This window comes from Bacteroides sedimenti, from assembly GCF_040365225.1.
Classification (GTDB): Bacteria; Bacteroidota; Bacteroidia; order Bacteroidales; family Bacteroidaceae; genus Bacteroides; species Bacteroides sedimenti.
Genome location: NZ_AP028055.1, coordinates 3,357,646 through 3,373,574, shown reverse-complemented (window position 1 = coordinate 3,373,574; position 15,929 = coordinate 3,357,646). Strand labels below are relative to the sequence as shown.

Annotated in this window: 17 protein-coding genes; 8 read left to right on the top strand and 9 right to left on the bottom strand. The window is 40.7% G+C overall.

The annotated features are described in order from the left end of the window. The first annotated feature begins 72 nt into the window (after positions 1-72). Positions 73-789: a porin family protein gene (locus ABWU87_RS13460; RefSeq protein WP_434533887.1), complete on the top strand. Its 717-nt coding sequence runs from the start codon at positions 73-75 to the stop codon at positions 787-789. 423 nt (positions 790-1,212) lie between these two features. Here ABWU87_RS13460 and ABWU87_RS13455 read toward each other — a convergent pair whose 3' ends face one another. Genes ABWU87_RS13455 through ABWU87_RS13445 form a run of 3 tightly spaced genes read right to left on the bottom strand, consistent with a single transcriptional unit; the run spans position 1,213 to position 5,833 of the window. After that, entirely contained in the window at positions 1,213-4,194 is a 2,982-nt protein-coding gene (locus ABWU87_RS13455; protein WP_353331550.1) for a glycoside hydrolase family 3 N-terminal domain-containing protein, read from the bottom strand. Continuing rightward, positions 4,191-5,042, bottom strand: coding sequence for a bifunctional metallophosphatase/5'-nucleotidase (locus tag ABWU87_RS13450; protein WP_353331547.1), 852 nt, complete (start codon positions 5,040-5,042; stop codon positions 4,191-4,193). Before ABWU87_RS13450 ends, ABWU87_RS13455 begins: the two co-directional genes overlap by 4 nt. Before the next feature lie 11 nt (positions 5,043-5,053). Continuing rightward, entirely contained in the window at positions 5,054-5,833 is a 780-nt protein-coding gene (locus ABWU87_RS13445; protein WP_353331546.1) for a 5'-nucleotidase, read from the bottom strand. A gap of 161 nt (positions 5,834-5,994) precedes the next feature. On the opposite strand from ABWU87_RS13445, the gene rplS reads away from it, so the two are divergent. Further along, entirely contained in the window at positions 5,995-6,348 is a 354-nt protein-coding gene (rplS, locus tag ABWU87_RS13440) for a 50S ribosomal protein L19 (protein WP_353331544.1), read from the top strand. A gap of 161 nt (positions 6,349-6,509) precedes the next feature. Here the strand turns inward: rplS and ABWU87_RS13435 are convergent, their stop codons facing one another. The 5 genes from ABWU87_RS13435 to efp form a co-directional block, all read right to left on the bottom strand. After that, complete coding sequence (locus ABWU87_RS13435) at positions 6,510-7,274, bottom strand: UDP-2,3-diacylglucosamine diphosphatase (RefSeq protein ID WP_353331542.1); 765 nt, start codon at positions 7,272-7,274, stop codon at positions 6,510-6,512. 11 nt (positions 7,275-7,285) lie between these two features. Next, a complete protein-coding gene (locus ABWU87_RS13430; RefSeq protein WP_353331540.1) occupies positions 7,286-7,597 on the bottom strand; it encodes an iron-sulfur cluster assembly protein in 312 nt (103 codons plus the stop codon). Between the two features lie 63 nt (positions 7,598-7,660). Further along, a complete protein-coding gene (radC, locus tag ABWU87_RS13425) occupies positions 7,661-8,347 on the bottom strand; it encodes a RadC family protein (RefSeq protein ID WP_353331538.1) in 687 nt (228 codons plus the stop codon). Positions 8,348-8,435: 88 nt separating this feature from the next. After that, positions 8,436-9,425, bottom strand: coding sequence for a glycosyltransferase (locus tag ABWU87_RS13420; RefSeq protein WP_353331536.1), 990 nt, complete (start codon positions 9,423-9,425; stop codon positions 8,436-8,438). A 71-nt stretch (positions 9,426-9,496) separates the two neighbouring features. Further along, on the bottom strand, positions 9,497-10,063 hold the full coding sequence (gene efp / locus ABWU87_RS13415) for an elongation factor P (RefSeq protein WP_353331534.1): 567 nt from the start codon (positions 10,061-10,063) through the stop codon (positions 9,497-9,499). Positions 10,064-10,260: 197 nt separating this feature from the next. Here efp and rpmH point away from each other — a divergent pair, with 197 nt between their 5' ends. The 6 genes from rpmH (at position 10,261) to ABWU87_RS13385 (ending at position 15,087) form a co-directional block, all read left to right on the top strand. Continuing rightward, positions 10,261-10,416: a 50S ribosomal protein L34 gene (rpmH, locus tag ABWU87_RS13410; RefSeq protein ID WP_353331532.1), complete on the top strand. Its 156-nt coding sequence runs from the start codon at positions 10,261-10,263 to the stop codon at positions 10,414-10,416. A 119-nt stretch (positions 10,417-10,535) separates the two neighbouring features. After that, the gene (locus ABWU87_RS13405) at positions 10,536-11,192 is read left to right on the top strand and encodes a PASTA domain-containing protein (protein WP_353331530.1); all 657 of its coding nucleotides are present in this window, start codon (positions 10,536-10,538) and stop codon (positions 11,190-11,192) included. A gap of 11 nt (positions 11,193-11,203) precedes the next feature. Then, on the top strand, positions 11,204-12,295 hold the full coding sequence (locus tag ABWU87_RS13400; protein WP_353331528.1) for an RluA family pseudouridine synthase: 1,092 nt from the start codon (positions 11,204-11,206) through the stop codon (positions 12,293-12,295). Next, positions 12,292-13,266 (top strand): D-alanine--D-alanine ligase, encoded by a 975-nt coding sequence (locus tag ABWU87_RS13395; protein ID WP_353331526.1) that lies wholly within the window; start codon positions 12,292-12,294, stop codon positions 13,264-13,266. The genes ABWU87_RS13400 and ABWU87_RS13395 overlap by 4 nt, the downstream gene beginning before the upstream one ends. Before the next feature lie 4 nt (positions 13,267-13,270). Next, positions 13,271-14,422, top strand: a complete 1,152-nt coding sequence (locus ABWU87_RS13390) for an acyltransferase (RefSeq protein ID WP_353331524.1) — start codon at positions 13,271-13,273, stop codon at positions 14,420-14,422. Continuing rightward, positions 14,419-15,087, top strand: a complete 669-nt coding sequence (locus ABWU87_RS13385) for a NigD1/NigD2 family lipoprotein (RefSeq protein WP_353331522.1) — start codon at positions 14,419-14,421, stop codon at positions 15,085-15,087. Before ABWU87_RS13390 ends, ABWU87_RS13385 begins: the two co-directional genes overlap by 4 nt. Positions 15,088-15,116: 29 nt before the next feature. Here the strand turns inward: ABWU87_RS13385 and ABWU87_RS13380 are convergent, their stop codons facing one another. Further along, the gene (locus tag ABWU87_RS13380) at positions 15,117-15,641 is read right to left on the bottom strand and encodes a hypothetical protein (protein ID WP_353331520.1); all 525 of its coding nucleotides are present in this window, start codon (positions 15,639-15,641) and stop codon (positions 15,117-15,119) included. Positions 15,642-15,929: the final 288 nt, after the last annotated feature.

The following is a 15,929-nucleotide window of genomic DNA, read 5'->3' as shown; positions in this document are numbered from 1 at the left end:
AGAACTGTATATTTGTTAATATTCAACCTTAATCCCGCAATAAGCGGACATGTTTATCGTTATATAAAATAAATGGGGAAAATAAAATTGAGACAGATATTAACCATACTATTCCTTTATTTAATGACTGTAGGAGTAAATGCCCAGACAAGAAGAGTACAGTACCGTCCTTATATTGATCAGAGAAAGGTACATTACGGCTTCTTAATCGGTCTGCATACTCAAGACTTGGAATTTATAAACAATGGATATATTACCGAAAATGGAGAAAGCTGGTTTGCGGATGTACCCTCCTACAACCCGGGATTCACGGTAGGAGTATTGGGAGAGCTTTATTTGAACAAGAACCTCGCGTTACGGGCCATTCCCACCCTGCACTTCGGAGATAAAACAGTTGTTTTTCGTGAACAGAAGAGCTTGAAAGAGGAACGGCAACAGATTAAATCGACTTATCTTTCGCTCCCGCTAGATTTGAAATTCAGCGCCGAGCGGTTTAACAATTACCGTCCCTACATCATGACCGGAATCAATCCTATGATAGATCTCAGCGTAAAAAAGAACCAGGAACTGCTAGTAAAAAGGGCAGATTGCTATTTGGAAGCAGGGGTGGGCTGTGATTTCTACTTACCTTTCTTCAAACTGATTCCGGAACTAAAATTCTGTTTCGGCCTCAATAACCTGCTGCAGAAAAATCGCACAGACCTAAATGATAAATCGTTGCTAAAGTATACTTATTCAGTAGATAAAATGAGTTCCAGAATGATTGTCTTTTCACTTTACTTTGAATAAGCCACTCGCCTTAAAGCTTTTCTATACTTAAAAGAAGCTATTTCATGCATCTAGATAAAAGCAGAAGCACATCAATAATTACTCATTAACAAGTATGTTTTCGTGTAACTCATCATACAACAGAAGGAAACAGATTGAGTTACTAAAGCTATGTACGCAATACACAACAGCAATACTTACTGCATTTTATATCTTATTCTGAACCCACTGGTTTCCAACCCGTGATAATAGTTGTATAATAAATATAAAACCTCTATTATGTTTTTTAATTGTTTTCAACCATTACACTATTTCACAACTGAGTGGCAGCTACTTTTCATGGTTTTGTGAATAGTTGAGAAAATTATGCATATTCCTACCTATATAAAAAAGGCTGCACTTCGATGCAGCCTTTTAAAATTATCTATTATAGACAATAAATACTTATTTCATGGACTGATAAATCACCTCCTGAATATCTGTGCGGATATTCATCTGAGAAAGTTTGTTATTCCATACATCTGGGAATGTACGGTTACTCAGGAATACATAGACCAGTCCGTTAATAGGATCCACCCAACAACAAGTGCCCGTAAAACCTGTATGACCATAAACCGCATATGGAGCGGAAACGCAGCATGAGCTTGCATCTGGATTTGAAGGTATGGGCTTATCGTATCCCAACCCGCGTCTTCCGCTCTTTGAATTGGTGGTAGTGAACAGTTTACAGGTAGCCTTGCTCAGATAACGTTTTCCATCAATCTCTCCTCCATTGAGCAGCATCTGGTAAACCCGTGCCACATCTCTTGCAGAGGCAAAGAGTCCCGCATTGCCTGATACGCCACCAAGGAATGCAGCCGATTCATCATGAACATATCCCTGCAATGTATCTCCACGCAGATAGTCGTTCATTACAGTTGGAGCTACCTCCGCTTTCTTATGAGAACGCATGGGCAGATAACACGTGCGGTACAATTTCATCGGAGCATAATACTCTCTATTCAGAAACACATCCATCGGTTCTCCACTTATAGTTTCAGCAATTTCTTTCAGCACAATGAAATTCACACAACTATAAAGATACTTCTTTGCTTTCAGCGGAGTCTGGGCAATCAGGTTCATTCCTGCATCGTGAATCTTTTTACTCACATAGAAAGAATCAGCCACATGCATCGTGAACTCATCAGAAGGTATTTTTGACACCCATCCATCTTTGTATTTAAAGGAAGTGCATGCATATGCATTTTCTCCAATTTTAATCATGTGACTGGCATCTTTTTTGGAAGAGAAAAAAGAACCATTTATACTATTCTCATCCACAGCAAGCTTGTAGAAAGGCAGTGATGCAGGTAACCCCGATTCATGGAAAAGCAGTTCTCTGATAGTGATATCTTTTTTATCAGTCCCCTTCAAAAAATTGAGATATTTAGAGGCTTTATCGTCCAGATTTAGTTTACCCTTATCATATAGTTTCATGATGGCCAACAATGTTCCAGTCGTTTTTGAAAGTGAAGCAAGGTCGTACATGGTAGTTGATCTTACCTTGAGACCACCATCATAAGTATAATATCCGAAGTTTTTTTCATAAACCGTATTCCCGTCTTTCATGACCAATACTTGACAACCCGGGAAAGCACGAGCCGAAATTCCTTCATGTACAATGGAGTCAATACGCGACAGGACAACCGAACTCATCCCAAAATCTTCAGGAGTAACACGGTACGGGGTATCGGGAGCAATGCTCACTCCATCGCCAGGACTGTAAAGTGTTCCCACGCTAACCGAAAGACGTCCTTCAGCCGTAGCCTTAGCAAAAATTATATTACCAACCTGAGCCTGTACATCCCTATCTGCCGAATGACCAAGTACAACTGCTGAAGCAACTGAAAGTGGTATCTGCAGCTGTTCCATTACTATAAATGGAGTAAAGAAAACATAGACAGCCGGCTGTGTAATCGAAAGAGAAGAGAAAAAATGAAGATAAGGCTTCAAGTCTAATGCAGTAATGCTTACAACCACCCTCTTATGAAGAGATATCTCATGCTTCACCGCCTGCACCAGTGAATCATTCATCATGTAGTTCAATTGATAACATTTCACCGGAGCATATTTTTTCATAGTTTCCACAAAAACAGAGTCAGCGCCAGATTCTCCCACATTTACCAAAGCAATCTCATCTCCTGATGCCCTGAACGGAAGTTCCTGTTCTCTATTTCCCAGCACAGTAATTGCAGCCATTCGTAACTTATGGATCAGAGCTTCTGAATTTGCAGTATTAATACGATGTTCCAGTCCTGAGAGACGAACTTTATGGAATTTCTCTAACCCTAACACATATTTATACAGCAAAACCTTTCGACATTTACGGTCTATTTCTTCCTGACTAATCTCCCCCTTCTTAATTGCTTCGATCACAATTTGCACCTCAGTCTCCACATCAGTAGGAGCCAGCACCATATCATTACCAGCCATCAAGGCATGCAAACAGACTTTCCCAGTCGAAGAGACCGCTTTCATGGCCAGTGCATCAGTAAAAATCAATCCCTGGAAACGTAGTTCGTCAGCCAGAAGTCCATAGACTATGTTTCTGGAGAGTGATGATGGGAACAAACGGTTCGGTTCAATAATAGGTACTTGAAGATGCCCAACCATAACACCGCCCAATCCTGCCTTAATATATTGTTTGAAAGGATAAAGCTCTACGCTGTCCAATCTTTCACGGGTAAAAGGAAGTACCGGAAGGGACAAATGGGAATCGACATCGGTATCCCCATGGCCGGGAAAGTGTTTCGCAACAGATAGCACTCCTCCACTTTCAAGCCCTTGGGAATAAGCTACGACCTTGTCTGCAACATCGTGTGGTTCCTCACCAAAAGAGCGGACATTAATCACCGGATTATTGGGGTTACGGTTCACATCAGCTACCGGTGCAAAGTTTACTGACACTCCCATTTCCCTACATTGGCGTGCCATTTCCTGACCGTATTCATAAATTAGTCGGTCGTTTTGTATGCATCCCAGTACCATATTTTTTGGAAACACAGGGGTGTTCGCTAATCGCATGGATAGTCCCCATTCACCATCAAAAGTAATCATCAACGGAATCTTTGTTTGTGACTGTGCATAATTAGTCATTATCGCTTGGTCATACATATCCCCTTTGGAGAACAGTAATCCTCCAACCTTGCTTTCCCTAATTACCTTACGAATCTTTTTCTTGTTGGCTTTGCTTGTCTCCGATGTTACGGTATGGATAAATAGCTGACCAATCCGTTCTTTTTCACTCATCCGGGAAAGGGTGTGCTCCACCCACTCCTGGCAGTCCTTTTGTTGTGCAATTTTATAAACCAGTAGCGGTTCTACTTGTGCCTTTGTTGTTGTCGTGTATAAAAGGACAAGGATTAATACAATGCTTTTCTTGATCATTTCCTTGTAAATTTTAAGTTTATCTTACCTATATAAACGCCGTTTTTCCCCATTTGGGTCACCGGTATCTCTTTTCCATCCAAGTTTTTATAATAGTGGGGAGTTTCCAACATGGAATGTGAATGACCTCCCAGCACCAAATCAATATTGCGTGTTTTACTAATCAACTCCTCATCACAAAAGGAGTTGTTCGTCGAGGCACGCCATCCCAAATGAGAAAGGCAGATTATCACGTCACAATGCTCCTTCTCTTTCAGCAAAGCAGCAACCTTATTGGCTATCCCATAAGGATTGTGAAAAACAACTCCTTGACATTTCTCGGCCTGAATTAGCCCTTCCATTTCAGGGCTTAATCCAAAGACAGCAATCTTTAACCCTTTCCTTTTTAAAATTACATATGGTTTCACCAACCCTTCAAGCACAGTACCTTTGAAATCGTAGTTAGCACAAACAAATGGAAACTTTGCAATCCGAAAAAGACGTGCCATATTTTCTAGACCAAAATCAAATTCATGATTGCCAATAGCTCCAACATCATATTTCATCTCATTCATTAACCTTATCTCCACTTCTCCTTGGAACATATTGTAATAAGGACTTCCCTGAGAGAAATCACCGCAGTCGAATAACAACAAATCTGGATCTTTTGTCCGCATCTCCCTGACCATGGCAGCCCTTCTTACATATCCTCCTTTATCAGCCTGTTCCTTGTTGACATCTAGTTTGCTCACTGGTTCTATCAAACTGTGAGTATCGTTTGTATGCAGCACCGTCAGCTCTTTTACCCGCTGAGCGGAAAGTTGGCAGCACAAAAATACAGTTGTTATAAGTAATATTATTCGTCTCATATCCTCCTCTTTCATTTCATGATTTCAATTCTTCCGTCTAATCGGGAAGTTACTTTCTCTCCTCTGACCGTTTTCGCTTTCACATAATCTAGAAATATCTGCCGTATGGTGGCACCTTCAGGACACACCCGTTTTTCTGCTTTCAGAAAAGAGCTCAGCCCATCGTTTCCTTCAGCCAAATAATCAAGGGTTGCTACCCAGTAACTCTTTTCATCATTGATAGGCTCACCGTCAATAGTAGCTTCCAGAACTTCTGCCTGAACAGGTTTTGAAAGTAAAAGCTTAATATGGCTCACACCCTGACCTCCCACTCTGGCAATATCCTTAAAGAGAAAACGTACATCTTTCCCTTTCATAGAAAGCAGGCAAAGCGAATTCTCGAATGGAAGTATTTTAAAAATTGTACCAAAGGCGATCTCCCCTTTTGGAAGTGAACTTCTTAGTCCACCCATATTGATGACAGCGAAATCAACCTTCTGTTCTGGAAGTGAATTTGAATAACTCCAGAGAGCATCCGCCACCAAATTGGAGAGCAAGCTCTCAGGACGTCCTATTGACATATCCATTTCACTGAAACCAATTACCGGTGACATGATGCTGTCAACTTTTGCTTTGTATGGAGTCAGAATTTCAGCAGCCTCTTGGTCGGGCGATTTATCGTATATTGAGTTTATTTCAATTCGGCGACCTTCAACACTTGTCAGTTTATATACTGAATGACAGGCTGGAAAAAGAAATAGTCCCGTTAAACAGAGCGTCGTCAGAACCTTATTTGATCTATATTTGTTCATAATATGCAGATTTCTAGAGCCAAATATATATAAAATATTTAAGATATTTGGCTATCTGATAAATATTTCGCACCTTTGCACCGCTTTCGCGCAATCGCTGTCAAAGAAGAGTTACTTGATATGTTGCGTTGTAACGATAAAACATTTTAAAATATAAAACAATGGATTTTATTAAAATTGCAGAAGAAGCATTTGCTACAGGCAAACAGCACCCTAGCTTCAAAGCCGGAGACACAATCACTGTAGCTTATCGTATTACTGAAGGTAACAAAGAACGTATCCAGCAATATCGCGGAGTTGTTATCAAGATTTCAGGCCATGGAGACAAAAAACGTTTTACTGTTCGTAAGATGTCAGGAACTGTAGGTGTAGAAAGAATTTTCCCTATCGAATCTCCTTTTATTGATAGCATCGAAGTGAACAAAATTGGTAAGGTTCGTAGAGCTAAACTGTATTATCTTCGTGCTCTTACAGGTAAAAAGGCTAGAATCAAAGAAAAAAGAGTTAACGCTTAATTCTCTGTTTCGAAATAAAAAAAGAAGAGGAACCGCTATACGGCTATTCCTCTTCTTTTTTTGCACCTCCTACAAAAGAGAAAAAATATTTTTCAAGATTACAGACCCTCTTATAATAACAAAAGTTATCAATACGAAATGAGAAGTCTCCAGTAAACGGCTTATAAGGGCTGTTCTCCTTCTACATACTCTTCCAGGATCAAATCTTGTCCATCAAAAACAGCATAAGAGTAGTAGTTAATCCAGTCACCCAGAATAGTTACCCGCGAAGTGAGCGAAAGCATCAAGTCGAGCATAATATGTCGATGTCCATAAATAAAATAATTAATGGATGGGTGATTTTTTAAGTATTCTTTAGTATAAAGCACCAAAAACTCTTTGTTTTCACCCATATATTCTGGTTCCTTACCGTCCACCCGCTTCAATCGGCTTTTTTTTGCCCAACTCAGTCCTAGCTCCACACTCCATCGTGGATGCAATGCCGAAAAGAGAGTCTGCAACGTTTGGTTGTGAAACATTTTTCGGAGCAACTTGAACGATTTGTCAGGGTCGCCCAGTCCATCACCATGTGACAGGTAGAACTCCTTACCCATAATTTCAGCAGTGATTGATTTACGATGAAGTATCACGCCGCACTCCTTTTCAAGATAGTCACCACACCAAATATCATGATTACCGGTAAAATAATGAACTTCGATACCCGCGTCAGTTAGTTCAGAAATCTTCCCAAGGAATCGGGTATATCCTTTAGGTACCACCAGTTTGAATTCATACCAGAAATCAAACATATCTCCCAACAGATATATTGCCATAGCATCATGACGAATACTCTCTAGGAAATTTACAAGTTTACGCTCCTGAGTACGTCCATGTTCAATGGCACGTGAGCCCAAGTGAGCGTCTGCCAGAAAATATACTTTTTTCATCTTCTTGTTATTTATAGGAAACCTAACTCCAGTTTAGCTTCTTCGCTCATCATATCCTTATCCCATTCTGGTTCAAATACGATGTTCACCGTTGTTGAGGTAACTCCTTCTACCGATTCAACCTTCATGCGAACATCTTCCACGATAAAGTCTACAGCTGGACAGTTGGGAGCTGTCAGGGTCATGTCAATCACCGTTTCGCCACTGTCATTCACATCTATTTTATAAATCAATCCGAGGTCGTAGATATTGACCGGGATTTCCGGATCGTATACTGTCTTTAAGACCTCTACAATCTTTTCTTCTATTTCAAATGTTGTCATATTTCAGTTTTTAATTTTTGCAAAGATAAATATAAAGAAATATATAATGAATCAATCTTTCAATTAAATGCGTCCTTCATCTGCATAGCTGTAATAGTTTCCGTCACACACGATTACATGGTCGGCTAGGTTGACATTCATGTAGCTGCCGGCCTGCCTCACCCTACTAGTCAGTTTATCATCTTCCGTACTTGGACGAATACTTCCCGACGGGTGATTGTGACAGAGGATCAGGGTAACAGCCCGTTTAAGCAAAGCCTCCCGCATGATACATCGTACATCCACCGTAGTTTCACTGATTCCACCCGAACTGATACGCACCTTGTCAATCAATCTGTTGGACTGATTAAGCAACAGCGCCCAACACTCTTCAGTGGCCAGATCGCACATTACAGGGTACATGAGATTATAGACATCAGTAGAACAAGTTACGATACCACGTTCTACAAGGTCGGCTGCTTTTCTGCGGTTCCCCAGTTCCGAAGCTGCAACAATGGAGATTGCTTTCGCGGGACCTATACCCTTAAAATCACACAGTTCTTCTACCGAACGTTTCCCTAGTTCACTCAGGCTATGGTTGCATGAGGCAAGTACCCGTTTCATCAAAGCCACCGCCGTCTCATCCCTGTTCCCCGACCCTATCAGGATTGCCAGCAGCTCCGCATCAGTCAGCGCACCAATTCCTTTCTCAAGCATCTTCTCTCGCGGGCGATCCTCTTCCGCCCATTGGTTGATGGTTAACTTCTTCATAGTTTTTTCATAGAAATAAAAAGCACGGATTCACCAAACAGTCATTTGCAGAATCCGTGCTTCTGGATTAATAATCCAAATATAGTATTTATTTATAGAAGTTCTTCTCAAAGGCAGAAAATTCATCCTTTTTCAGGAACACCCTTTTCCACCATGCTTGAATGAAACCAGATCCGTAGCCGGTTAGCTGAATAAACGAGGCCGCGATTGCGATTATCCCGATTTTCAGACTTTTAGTTTGCAAGGCTGAATCAAGAAGGATAATCAATGCATAGAACAAAATGGGAAGCAATGCCCAGAGTGTAATACAAGATAAAAGCAGCAGGACTATCAAACCGGAAGTAAATGCTGCCGGAAGCAAATGAACCAACTTCAGAGATTCCGGATATTTTTTATAGAGGTTGATGCGGGCAATGCCCGAATTGTGCACCTGTTTGAAGAACTTTCGCAAATCGGTTCTCCGTTTATGGTACACCCATGCATCTGGGAAGAGCCGGCATTCATAGTTATTCTTAAAAATCCGGATACTAAAGTCGATATCTTCGCCAAAACGCATTTTAGAAAAGCCTCCTAGTGCCAAATAAACATCACGTTTCACTCCCATATTAAAACTCCGTGGATAGAATTTATCCAGCTTCTTCTTTCCTCCTCTGATTCCACCGGTGGTAAAGAAAGAAGTCATGGCATAATTTATTGCCTTCTGCATATCAGTGAAAGAATCATCCGCTCGGTCGGGACCACCAAAAGCATCGGCATGTTCGCTGTTAAGTTCTGCCTCTACAGCTTCAAAATAGCCTTCAGGTATAATGCAGTCCGAATCAAGGATAATAAGGTAATCTCCTTTGCTCCGCTCAACTCCGTAATTACGGGTTTGTCCGGGACCAGAATTCTGTTTAAAGAAATATTTCACATCTAGCACACCACTGTACTTCTTTACCACATCTTCGCAAGGTACTGAAGAGCCATCTTCAACTACCAGAACTTCAAAATTGGTAAAACTCTGTCGGGTTAGGCTTAGAAGTAGTTCGTTCACCTCATCCGGACGATTATATACAGGAATTATAACGGAGTAGAACATAGTAAGACTGGTATATAGCAAAATCCCCTCAAAAAGAGGGGACTCTGATTATTATATGTGTTTTAAAAAGATTATGCTTTCACACGACCTTGGTAAGAACCATCGCGAGTGTCGATTTCAATAATCTCGCCTTCGTTAATAAACAAAGGAACGCGTACAGTTGCTCCAGTTTCTACTGTTGCAGGTTTGCTAGCATTTGTTGCAGTATCTCCCTTAAGTCCAGGCTCAGTATAAGTAACTAAAAGTTGAACCTTAACAGGCACCTCAGCAAAAAGGACTGTTTCAGTTGAAGCGTCAGAAACCACTTCTACAATCATACCTTCTTTCATGAAGTCAACACCTGTGATCAAGTCATGAGCGATAGGAGCCTGATCATAAGTTTCTTGGTTCATAAATATATAGTCATTGCCTTCCTTATATAAGAATTGGAAAGGACGACGTTCAACACGTACATCTTCCAGCTTTTCACCGATATTGAAACGGCGCTCAAGAACACGGCCTGAAACTACGTCTTTCAACTTAGTACGCATGATTGTGTTTCCCTTTCCTGGTTTTACATGTAGAAATTCGATACAGAAATAGAGCTTTCCGTCTAAACGGATGCAAGTTCCGTTCTTGATGTCTTGTGAATTGATCATACTTTTTTTTAATTAGCTATTTATTTATCTTTCTATTTTTCTCATTTCATCTGTTTCGAGTGCAAAAGTAATCTAAATAGATAAAAAACACAAAATGTTTTGACTAAAAAAGACTTATATCTTGGTTAATTAAAAAAAAGTCCCTATTTTTGCATCCCGATTCTGAATTAGAATAATAACAATAAAACATATAAGCAATGAAAAGAACATTTCAACCCTCTAACAGAAAGAGAAAGAACAAGCATGGTTTCCGTGAGAGAATGGCTTCTGCTAACGGCCGTAGAGTTTTAGCTTCACGTCGCGCTAAAGGAAGAAAGAAACTAACTGTTTCTGACGAATACAACGGAAGATAATATCGGTTAAAATACGAGATTATACAAGGAAGTAAAGGTTTTGCAATAAGAACCTTTACTTCTTTTGTTTTTTATATTATCTTTGAACCGCAATTTAAAGAGAATAGAAAAAACTGCATATGACAATAAAAGAATTCTTTTCCTTCAAAGAGAATAAATACTTCTGGTGGAATGTGATAGCAATGATTGTTCTGGCGGGTTTACTAATATTTGGTGTTCTGAAGTGCATCGATATCTACACCCAACATGGCAAATCAGTAACTGTTCCCAACCTTCGCGGAATGAATGAGGAGGAAGCACACATGATGCTTCGCAACCGTGGACTCGACTGCATAGTGGTGGACTCCAGCTATGACAAAGACAAAGCCTCTGGTTGTATCCTGGAACAGAATCCATCCGACGGCCAGCAGGTAAAAAAAGGAAGAGTTATCTATCTAACTATTAACTCTTTAACAATGCCTATGCAAACAATTCCCGATGTAGCCGATAACAGTTCGGTGCGTCAAGCTACTGCCAAGCTGATATCAGCAGGATTTGTTCTTGCTCCCAACGAACTGGTTACAGGTGAACTCGACTGGGTTTATGGTGTTAAATATAAAGGTCGTCAGTTGATGATTGGTGAACGAGTTCCTACCGGAGCTACACTCACACTTATGGTGGGTAACGGCCAAAAAGAGGTGATACAGGAAGACTCTCTTCTGATGAACGAAAATGGCGAAGAGGGAACATCGAACAAAACCGAAGATCAACCCGCCGCGGAAGAGTCCTGGTTTTAACGAATAACTCCATGAAAGAATTACCCGAAGAAATAGTAGATATAGAAGATATTGACGAAATTGTTGATTTTGAGGAAGAAGAGGTCGATAACGGCCCCGGACAACTCTATGAACATTTTCGTGTCATAGTTGATAAAGGACAAGCCCTTACACGAGTAGACAAATACCTGTTCGAACGCATTGTAAATGCTTCACGCAACCGCATCCAACAAGCCGCAGAAGCCGGTTGTGTAATGGCCAACGGAAAACCGGTAAAGAGCAATTACCGTGTTAAGCCATTCGACGTGATCACTGTAATGATGGACCGCCCTCGCTATGAGAATGATATCATCCCTGAAGATATTCCACTGGATATAGTTTATGAAGATGATGACCTGATGGTAGTAAACAAACCTGCCGGACTCGTAGTTCATCCAGGGCATGGGAATTATACAGGAACACTGGTCAATGCCATTGCATGGCACTTAAAAGACAATCCTGCTTACGACGCGAACGACCCACAGGTAGGGCTAGTACACCGTATCGACAAGGATACTTCCGGCTTGCTGGTGATTGCCAAAACACCCGACGCCAAGACCCACCTTGGAGCACAGTTCTTCAACAAAACCACTAAACGTAAGTACAATGCTCTGGTATGGGGCACTATAGAGAATGATGAAGGCACAATTGAGGGCAATATTGCACGAAACCCGAAAGACCGGATGCAGATGGCCTTCTTTACCGACCCCACAATCGGCAAGCATGCTGTGACCCACTACCGCGTTCTGGAAAGAATTGGTTATGTTACTCTGGTGGAATGTGTACTTGAAACGGGAAGAACACACCAGATTCGTGTACATATGAAACATATCGGCCACGTGCTGTTTAACGATGCTCGATATGGAGGACACGAAATTTTAAAAGGAACACACTTTAGTAAATACAAACAATTTGTAAACAACTGTTTCGATATTTGTCCACGTCAGGCATTACATGCCATGACACTGGGCTTTGTACATCCACGTACAGGTAAGGAGATGTTCTTCACTTCCGAACTGCCAAAGGACATGGTCCAGCTTATTGACAAATGGAGAGGCTATATATCAAATCGAGAAATAGAATGAAACGTACTATTGCAATAGTTGCCGGTGGAGATTCGTCCGAACTCCCCGTATCCCTTCGCAGCGCCCAGGGAATTTATTCCTTTATAGACAAAGAGAAGTACAACCTGTATATTGTTGAAATGCAGGGTCTCCGTTGGGAAGTTCAATTGCCTGACGGCAACAAGACTCCTTTAGACCGAAATGACTTTAGCTTCCAGCTGAACGACGAAAAGATAAAGTTTGATTTTGCCTACATCACAATACATGGTACTCCGGGTGAAGATGGTAAGTTGCAAGGTTATCTTGACCTGCTTCAAATACCATATTCCAGTTGTGATGTTCTAACATCGGCACTGACTTTCAACAAATTTTCCTGCAACCACTACCTCAAAGGTTTTGGAGTGAAGGTATCTGAATCAGTTATGCTGCGTCAAGGACAGGCTATCAGTAATGAAGAGGTGATCGAAAGAATTGGTTTACCTTGTTTTATCAAACCCAATCTGGGAGGTTCAAGCTTTGGCGTAACCAAGGTAAAATCTGCCGAACAAATTCAGCCAGCCATTGCAAAGGCTTTTGCAGAAGCTAAAGAAGTAATTATAGAGGCCTTTATGCAAGGTACTGAAATTACTTGCGGTTGCTATAAAACAAAAAGTAAGTCAACCGTGTTCCCTATAACAGAAGTTGTTACTGAAAATGAGTTCTTTGATTATGATGCCAAATACAACGGACAGGTAGACGAAATTACCCCTGCCCGCATCTCCGAAGAACTCACCAAACGAGTACAAACTCTTACCTCGGCTATCTATGATATTCTGGGCTGCAACGGCATTATCCGTATCGATTATATTATCACCGAAGGCGATAAAATTAATCTGTTAGAGATTAATACTACTCCGGGAATGACGGCTACCAGCTTCATCCCGCAGCAAGTTCGTGCTGCCGGACTCGATATCAAAGATGTGATGACAGATATTATTGAGAATAAGTTTTAATATTATGAAAATTCCTACTGAGTTTGACGAAATTCGTCCTTATACCAGCGAAGAACTACCTCAGATATTCGAGGAGCTTATAGCTGATCCGGCCTTTCAGGGAGCTATTGCATATGCACTCCCGGGAGTTCCTTTTGAAGCCGTCGCAGCAAAAATGCGAAGCTGTAAAACTACTTTAGATTTTCAGAAAGCTTTCTGTTATGAGTTCCTTTGGGGAATCGCAAAAAAATATGCCACAGGACTGACACTAGAACACTCTGTGCCAACCAATGGTGAGCTCTCGTATACTTATATTTCTAACCATCGCGATATTATACTTGATTCAGGATTCCTTTCCATATTGTTATTGGACAAGGGAATGGATACAGTAGAAATTGCTATTGGCGACAACCTGCTTATTTATCCTTGGATAAAAAAACTGGTGCGTGTAAACAAATCGTTCATTGTACAGCGTGGCCTTACCATGCGCCAGATGCTCGAATCTTCAGCTCGCATGTCACGCTACATGCACTTTGCTATCAACCAGAAGCATCAGTCTATCTGGATAGCACAGCGTGAAGGACGTGCCAAGGATTCTAACGACCGCACACAGGAAAGCGTACTTAAGATGCTAGCAATGGGTGGCGAAGGAGATATCATAGAGCGTCTGTTACCTCTGAATATAGCTCCTCTCTCCATTTCTTACGAGTACGACCCTTGCGATTTTCTAAAGGCAAAGGAGTTTCAGCTTAAACGTGATATTGAAGGGTACAAGAAAACCACTCAGGACGACCTGAAAAATATGGAAACAGGTCTTTTTGGATTCAAGGGACAGGTACACTTTCAGGTAGGTAATTGTCTAAACGAAACTCTTTTGACGCTTGAGCGCAACCAACCTAAGACAGAATTATTTGCACAGGTTTCGACAGCCATCGACAAAGAGATACACCGTAATTACAGAATCTATCCCGGAAACTACGTAGCCTGCGATTTACTTGCGGGTGACGGACGGTATGCACAGCATTATACTGCGGAAGATAAAACCCGCTTTGAAGAGTACATTACCAATCAGATAGAAAAAATCGATCTGCCCGACAAAGATGTACCATTCCTCACAGAGAAACTTTTGGCAATGTATGCCAATCCATTGATAAACTATTTAGCAGCTCAGGCATGAAACTGAGAAATGCATACTTATTTCTGATTCTTCTCTCCCTACTTTCGTGTTCGGGAGAGGAGAACAAGTATGTGTTCCCTTCAGTAAAACTGGAGTTTGTCAATGTTCAAACCGACAGTAAAGGCAATATTATATCTCTAACTACAGACAAGGATTCTGTATACCAAATAGAGACTGATCGTACTAAAAGTAAACTTGAAGCTGATATTAGTACGCGTGTAATTTGTTATTACGAACCTTCCACCTCGACTATTTCTGGTAGTTACGCAAAAGCAGACATCTGGTCACTATCTAAGGTTGTGTCTCCCACCCCTGGCAAACTAGCTTCGGGGACACAAATGAAAACCGACCCGGTAGGCATTCAAAGTATTTGGTTGAGCGGACGCTACATAAACCTCACTTTACAGATTAAACTTCAGAGTGCCACACACTCATTTAACTTTATTGAGGAGGGCATATATTATCAGGGAGGCAAGCCACAGGTTCATCTCATACTCTACCACGACAATAAAGGAGATGTTGAAGCCTATACAAGAATAGGATATTTCTCTACTCCTCTTGAAAAATATATAAGTAGATTTCCCAATGGGTTCTCTGTTCGCTATTCGGTAAACACCTATACCGAAGGAATTAAAGATTACCTATTCAGCTATCCGGGTAGGTAAGTTAAGCCTTTTTTACTCATCTTTGCAGATTAAAGCAACAGCAAAACGATTGCAAACACCAACCCGGCAACTGCCAGGTAAATACCACGGCGAAAATGTTTTGTATTCGGTTTAAACATCCAGAATGAAGAGATGGCCATAAACAATAGTAAAACCCCAAAAATTGTTGCAAATGCAGCAGCTGGACCTTTGCTTGATGTCATATGTAACTTGTTAAATGACTTTAGCCATACAGGAGGTTCCTGCAAACTATATCTGGCAACACCAGTAGTTGTATTATAAGTCCCTTCATTAAAGAAGATTGTTTCTCCATCATTTCTGGTCACCTTAAATTTCCGGAGACTCAATGCGTCTGAAAGTTCAGATCCTTTCAAATCGGGTTTTAGCTGTTTTTCAACCACTTTCTCGTCTTTCAAGAAATTGGTATCCCGATAAATCAGTATTACTCCGCTAATGCAGTAGATTGCAGTCAACCCAATGAGGAAAAATCCGATATCACGATGCAGAACACGAATATAATAACTGAAAGGCTTTCTTTTTTCTCTTTGCCTCATAATTTTTTTTAATTTACAATTATCTTCTAGTCAAAGGTACACTTTTAATTTTATCTCAAAGTAGCTAATTCCTGAAAAAAACTTCTGCAGACTTTAGCATGAGATGTGTCAGGTCTTATCAATAATTTACCAGAGACTAAAATTTAAAAAATGAAATCAGAATAATTCATGATAAAACACTAGTTAGCAACCAGATAACAAATATCTGAAAAATCGAAACATTTATCATCAAAACAAAAAAGAGAGTCCGAGAAGCATTCAACCTCCCGGACACCCCATTTATGTAGT

Coding starts and splice junctions, on each gene's coding strand:
- ABWU87_RS13460 (WP_434533887.1), top strand. CDS start 73: ATGGGGAAAATAAAATTGAGACAGATATTAACCATACTATTCCTTTAT.
- ABWU87_RS13455 (WP_353331550.1), bottom strand. CDS start 4,194: ATGATCAAGAAAAGCATTGTATTAATCCTTGTCCTTTTATACACGACA.
- ABWU87_RS13450 (WP_353331547.1), bottom strand. CDS start 5,042: ATGAGACGAATAATATTACTTATAACAACTGTATTTTTGTGCTGCCAA.
- ABWU87_RS13445 (WP_353331546.1), bottom strand. CDS start 5,833: ATGAACAAATATAGATCAAATAAGGTTCTGACGACGCTCTGTTTAACG.
- rplS (WP_353331544.1), top strand. CDS start 5,995: ATGGATTTTATTAAAATTGCAGAAGAAGCATTTGCTACAGGCAAACAG.
- ABWU87_RS13435 (WP_353331542.1), bottom strand. CDS start 7,274: ATGAAAAAAGTATATTTTCTGGCAGACGCTCACTTGGGCTCACGTGCC.
- ABWU87_RS13430 (WP_353331540.1), bottom strand. CDS start 7,597: ATGACAACATTTGAAATAGAAGAAAAGATTGTAGAGGTCTTAAAGACA.
- radC (WP_353331538.1), bottom strand. CDS start 8,347: ATGAAGAAGTTAACCATCAACCAATGGGCGGAAGAGGATCGCCCGCGA.
- ABWU87_RS13420 (WP_353331536.1), bottom strand. CDS start 9,425: ATGTTCTACTCCGTTATAATTCCTGTATATAATCGTCCGGATGAGGTG.
- efp (WP_353331534.1), bottom strand. CDS start 10,063: ATGATCAATTCACAAGACATCAAGAACGGAACTTGCATCCGTTTAGAC.
- rpmH (WP_353331532.1), top strand. CDS start 10,261: ATGAAAAGAACATTTCAACCCTCTAACAGAAAGAGAAAGAACAAGCAT.
- ABWU87_RS13405 (WP_353331530.1), top strand. CDS start 10,536: ATGACAATAAAAGAATTCTTTTCCTTCAAAGAGAATAAATACTTCTGG.
- ABWU87_RS13400 (WP_353331528.1), top strand. CDS start 11,204: ATGAAAGAATTACCCGAAGAAATAGTAGATATAGAAGATATTGACGAA.
- ABWU87_RS13395 (WP_353331526.1), top strand. CDS start 12,292: ATGAAACGTACTATTGCAATAGTTGCCGGTGGAGATTCGTCCGAACTC.
- ABWU87_RS13390 (WP_353331524.1), top strand. CDS start 13,271: ATGAAAATTCCTACTGAGTTTGACGAAATTCGTCCTTATACCAGCGAA.
- ABWU87_RS13385 (WP_353331522.1), top strand. CDS start 14,419: ATGAAACTGAGAAATGCATACTTATTTCTGATTCTTCTCTCCCTACTT.
- ABWU87_RS13380 (WP_353331520.1), bottom strand. CDS start 15,641: ATGAGGCAAAGAGAAAAAAGAAAGCCTTTCAGTTATTATATTCGTGTT.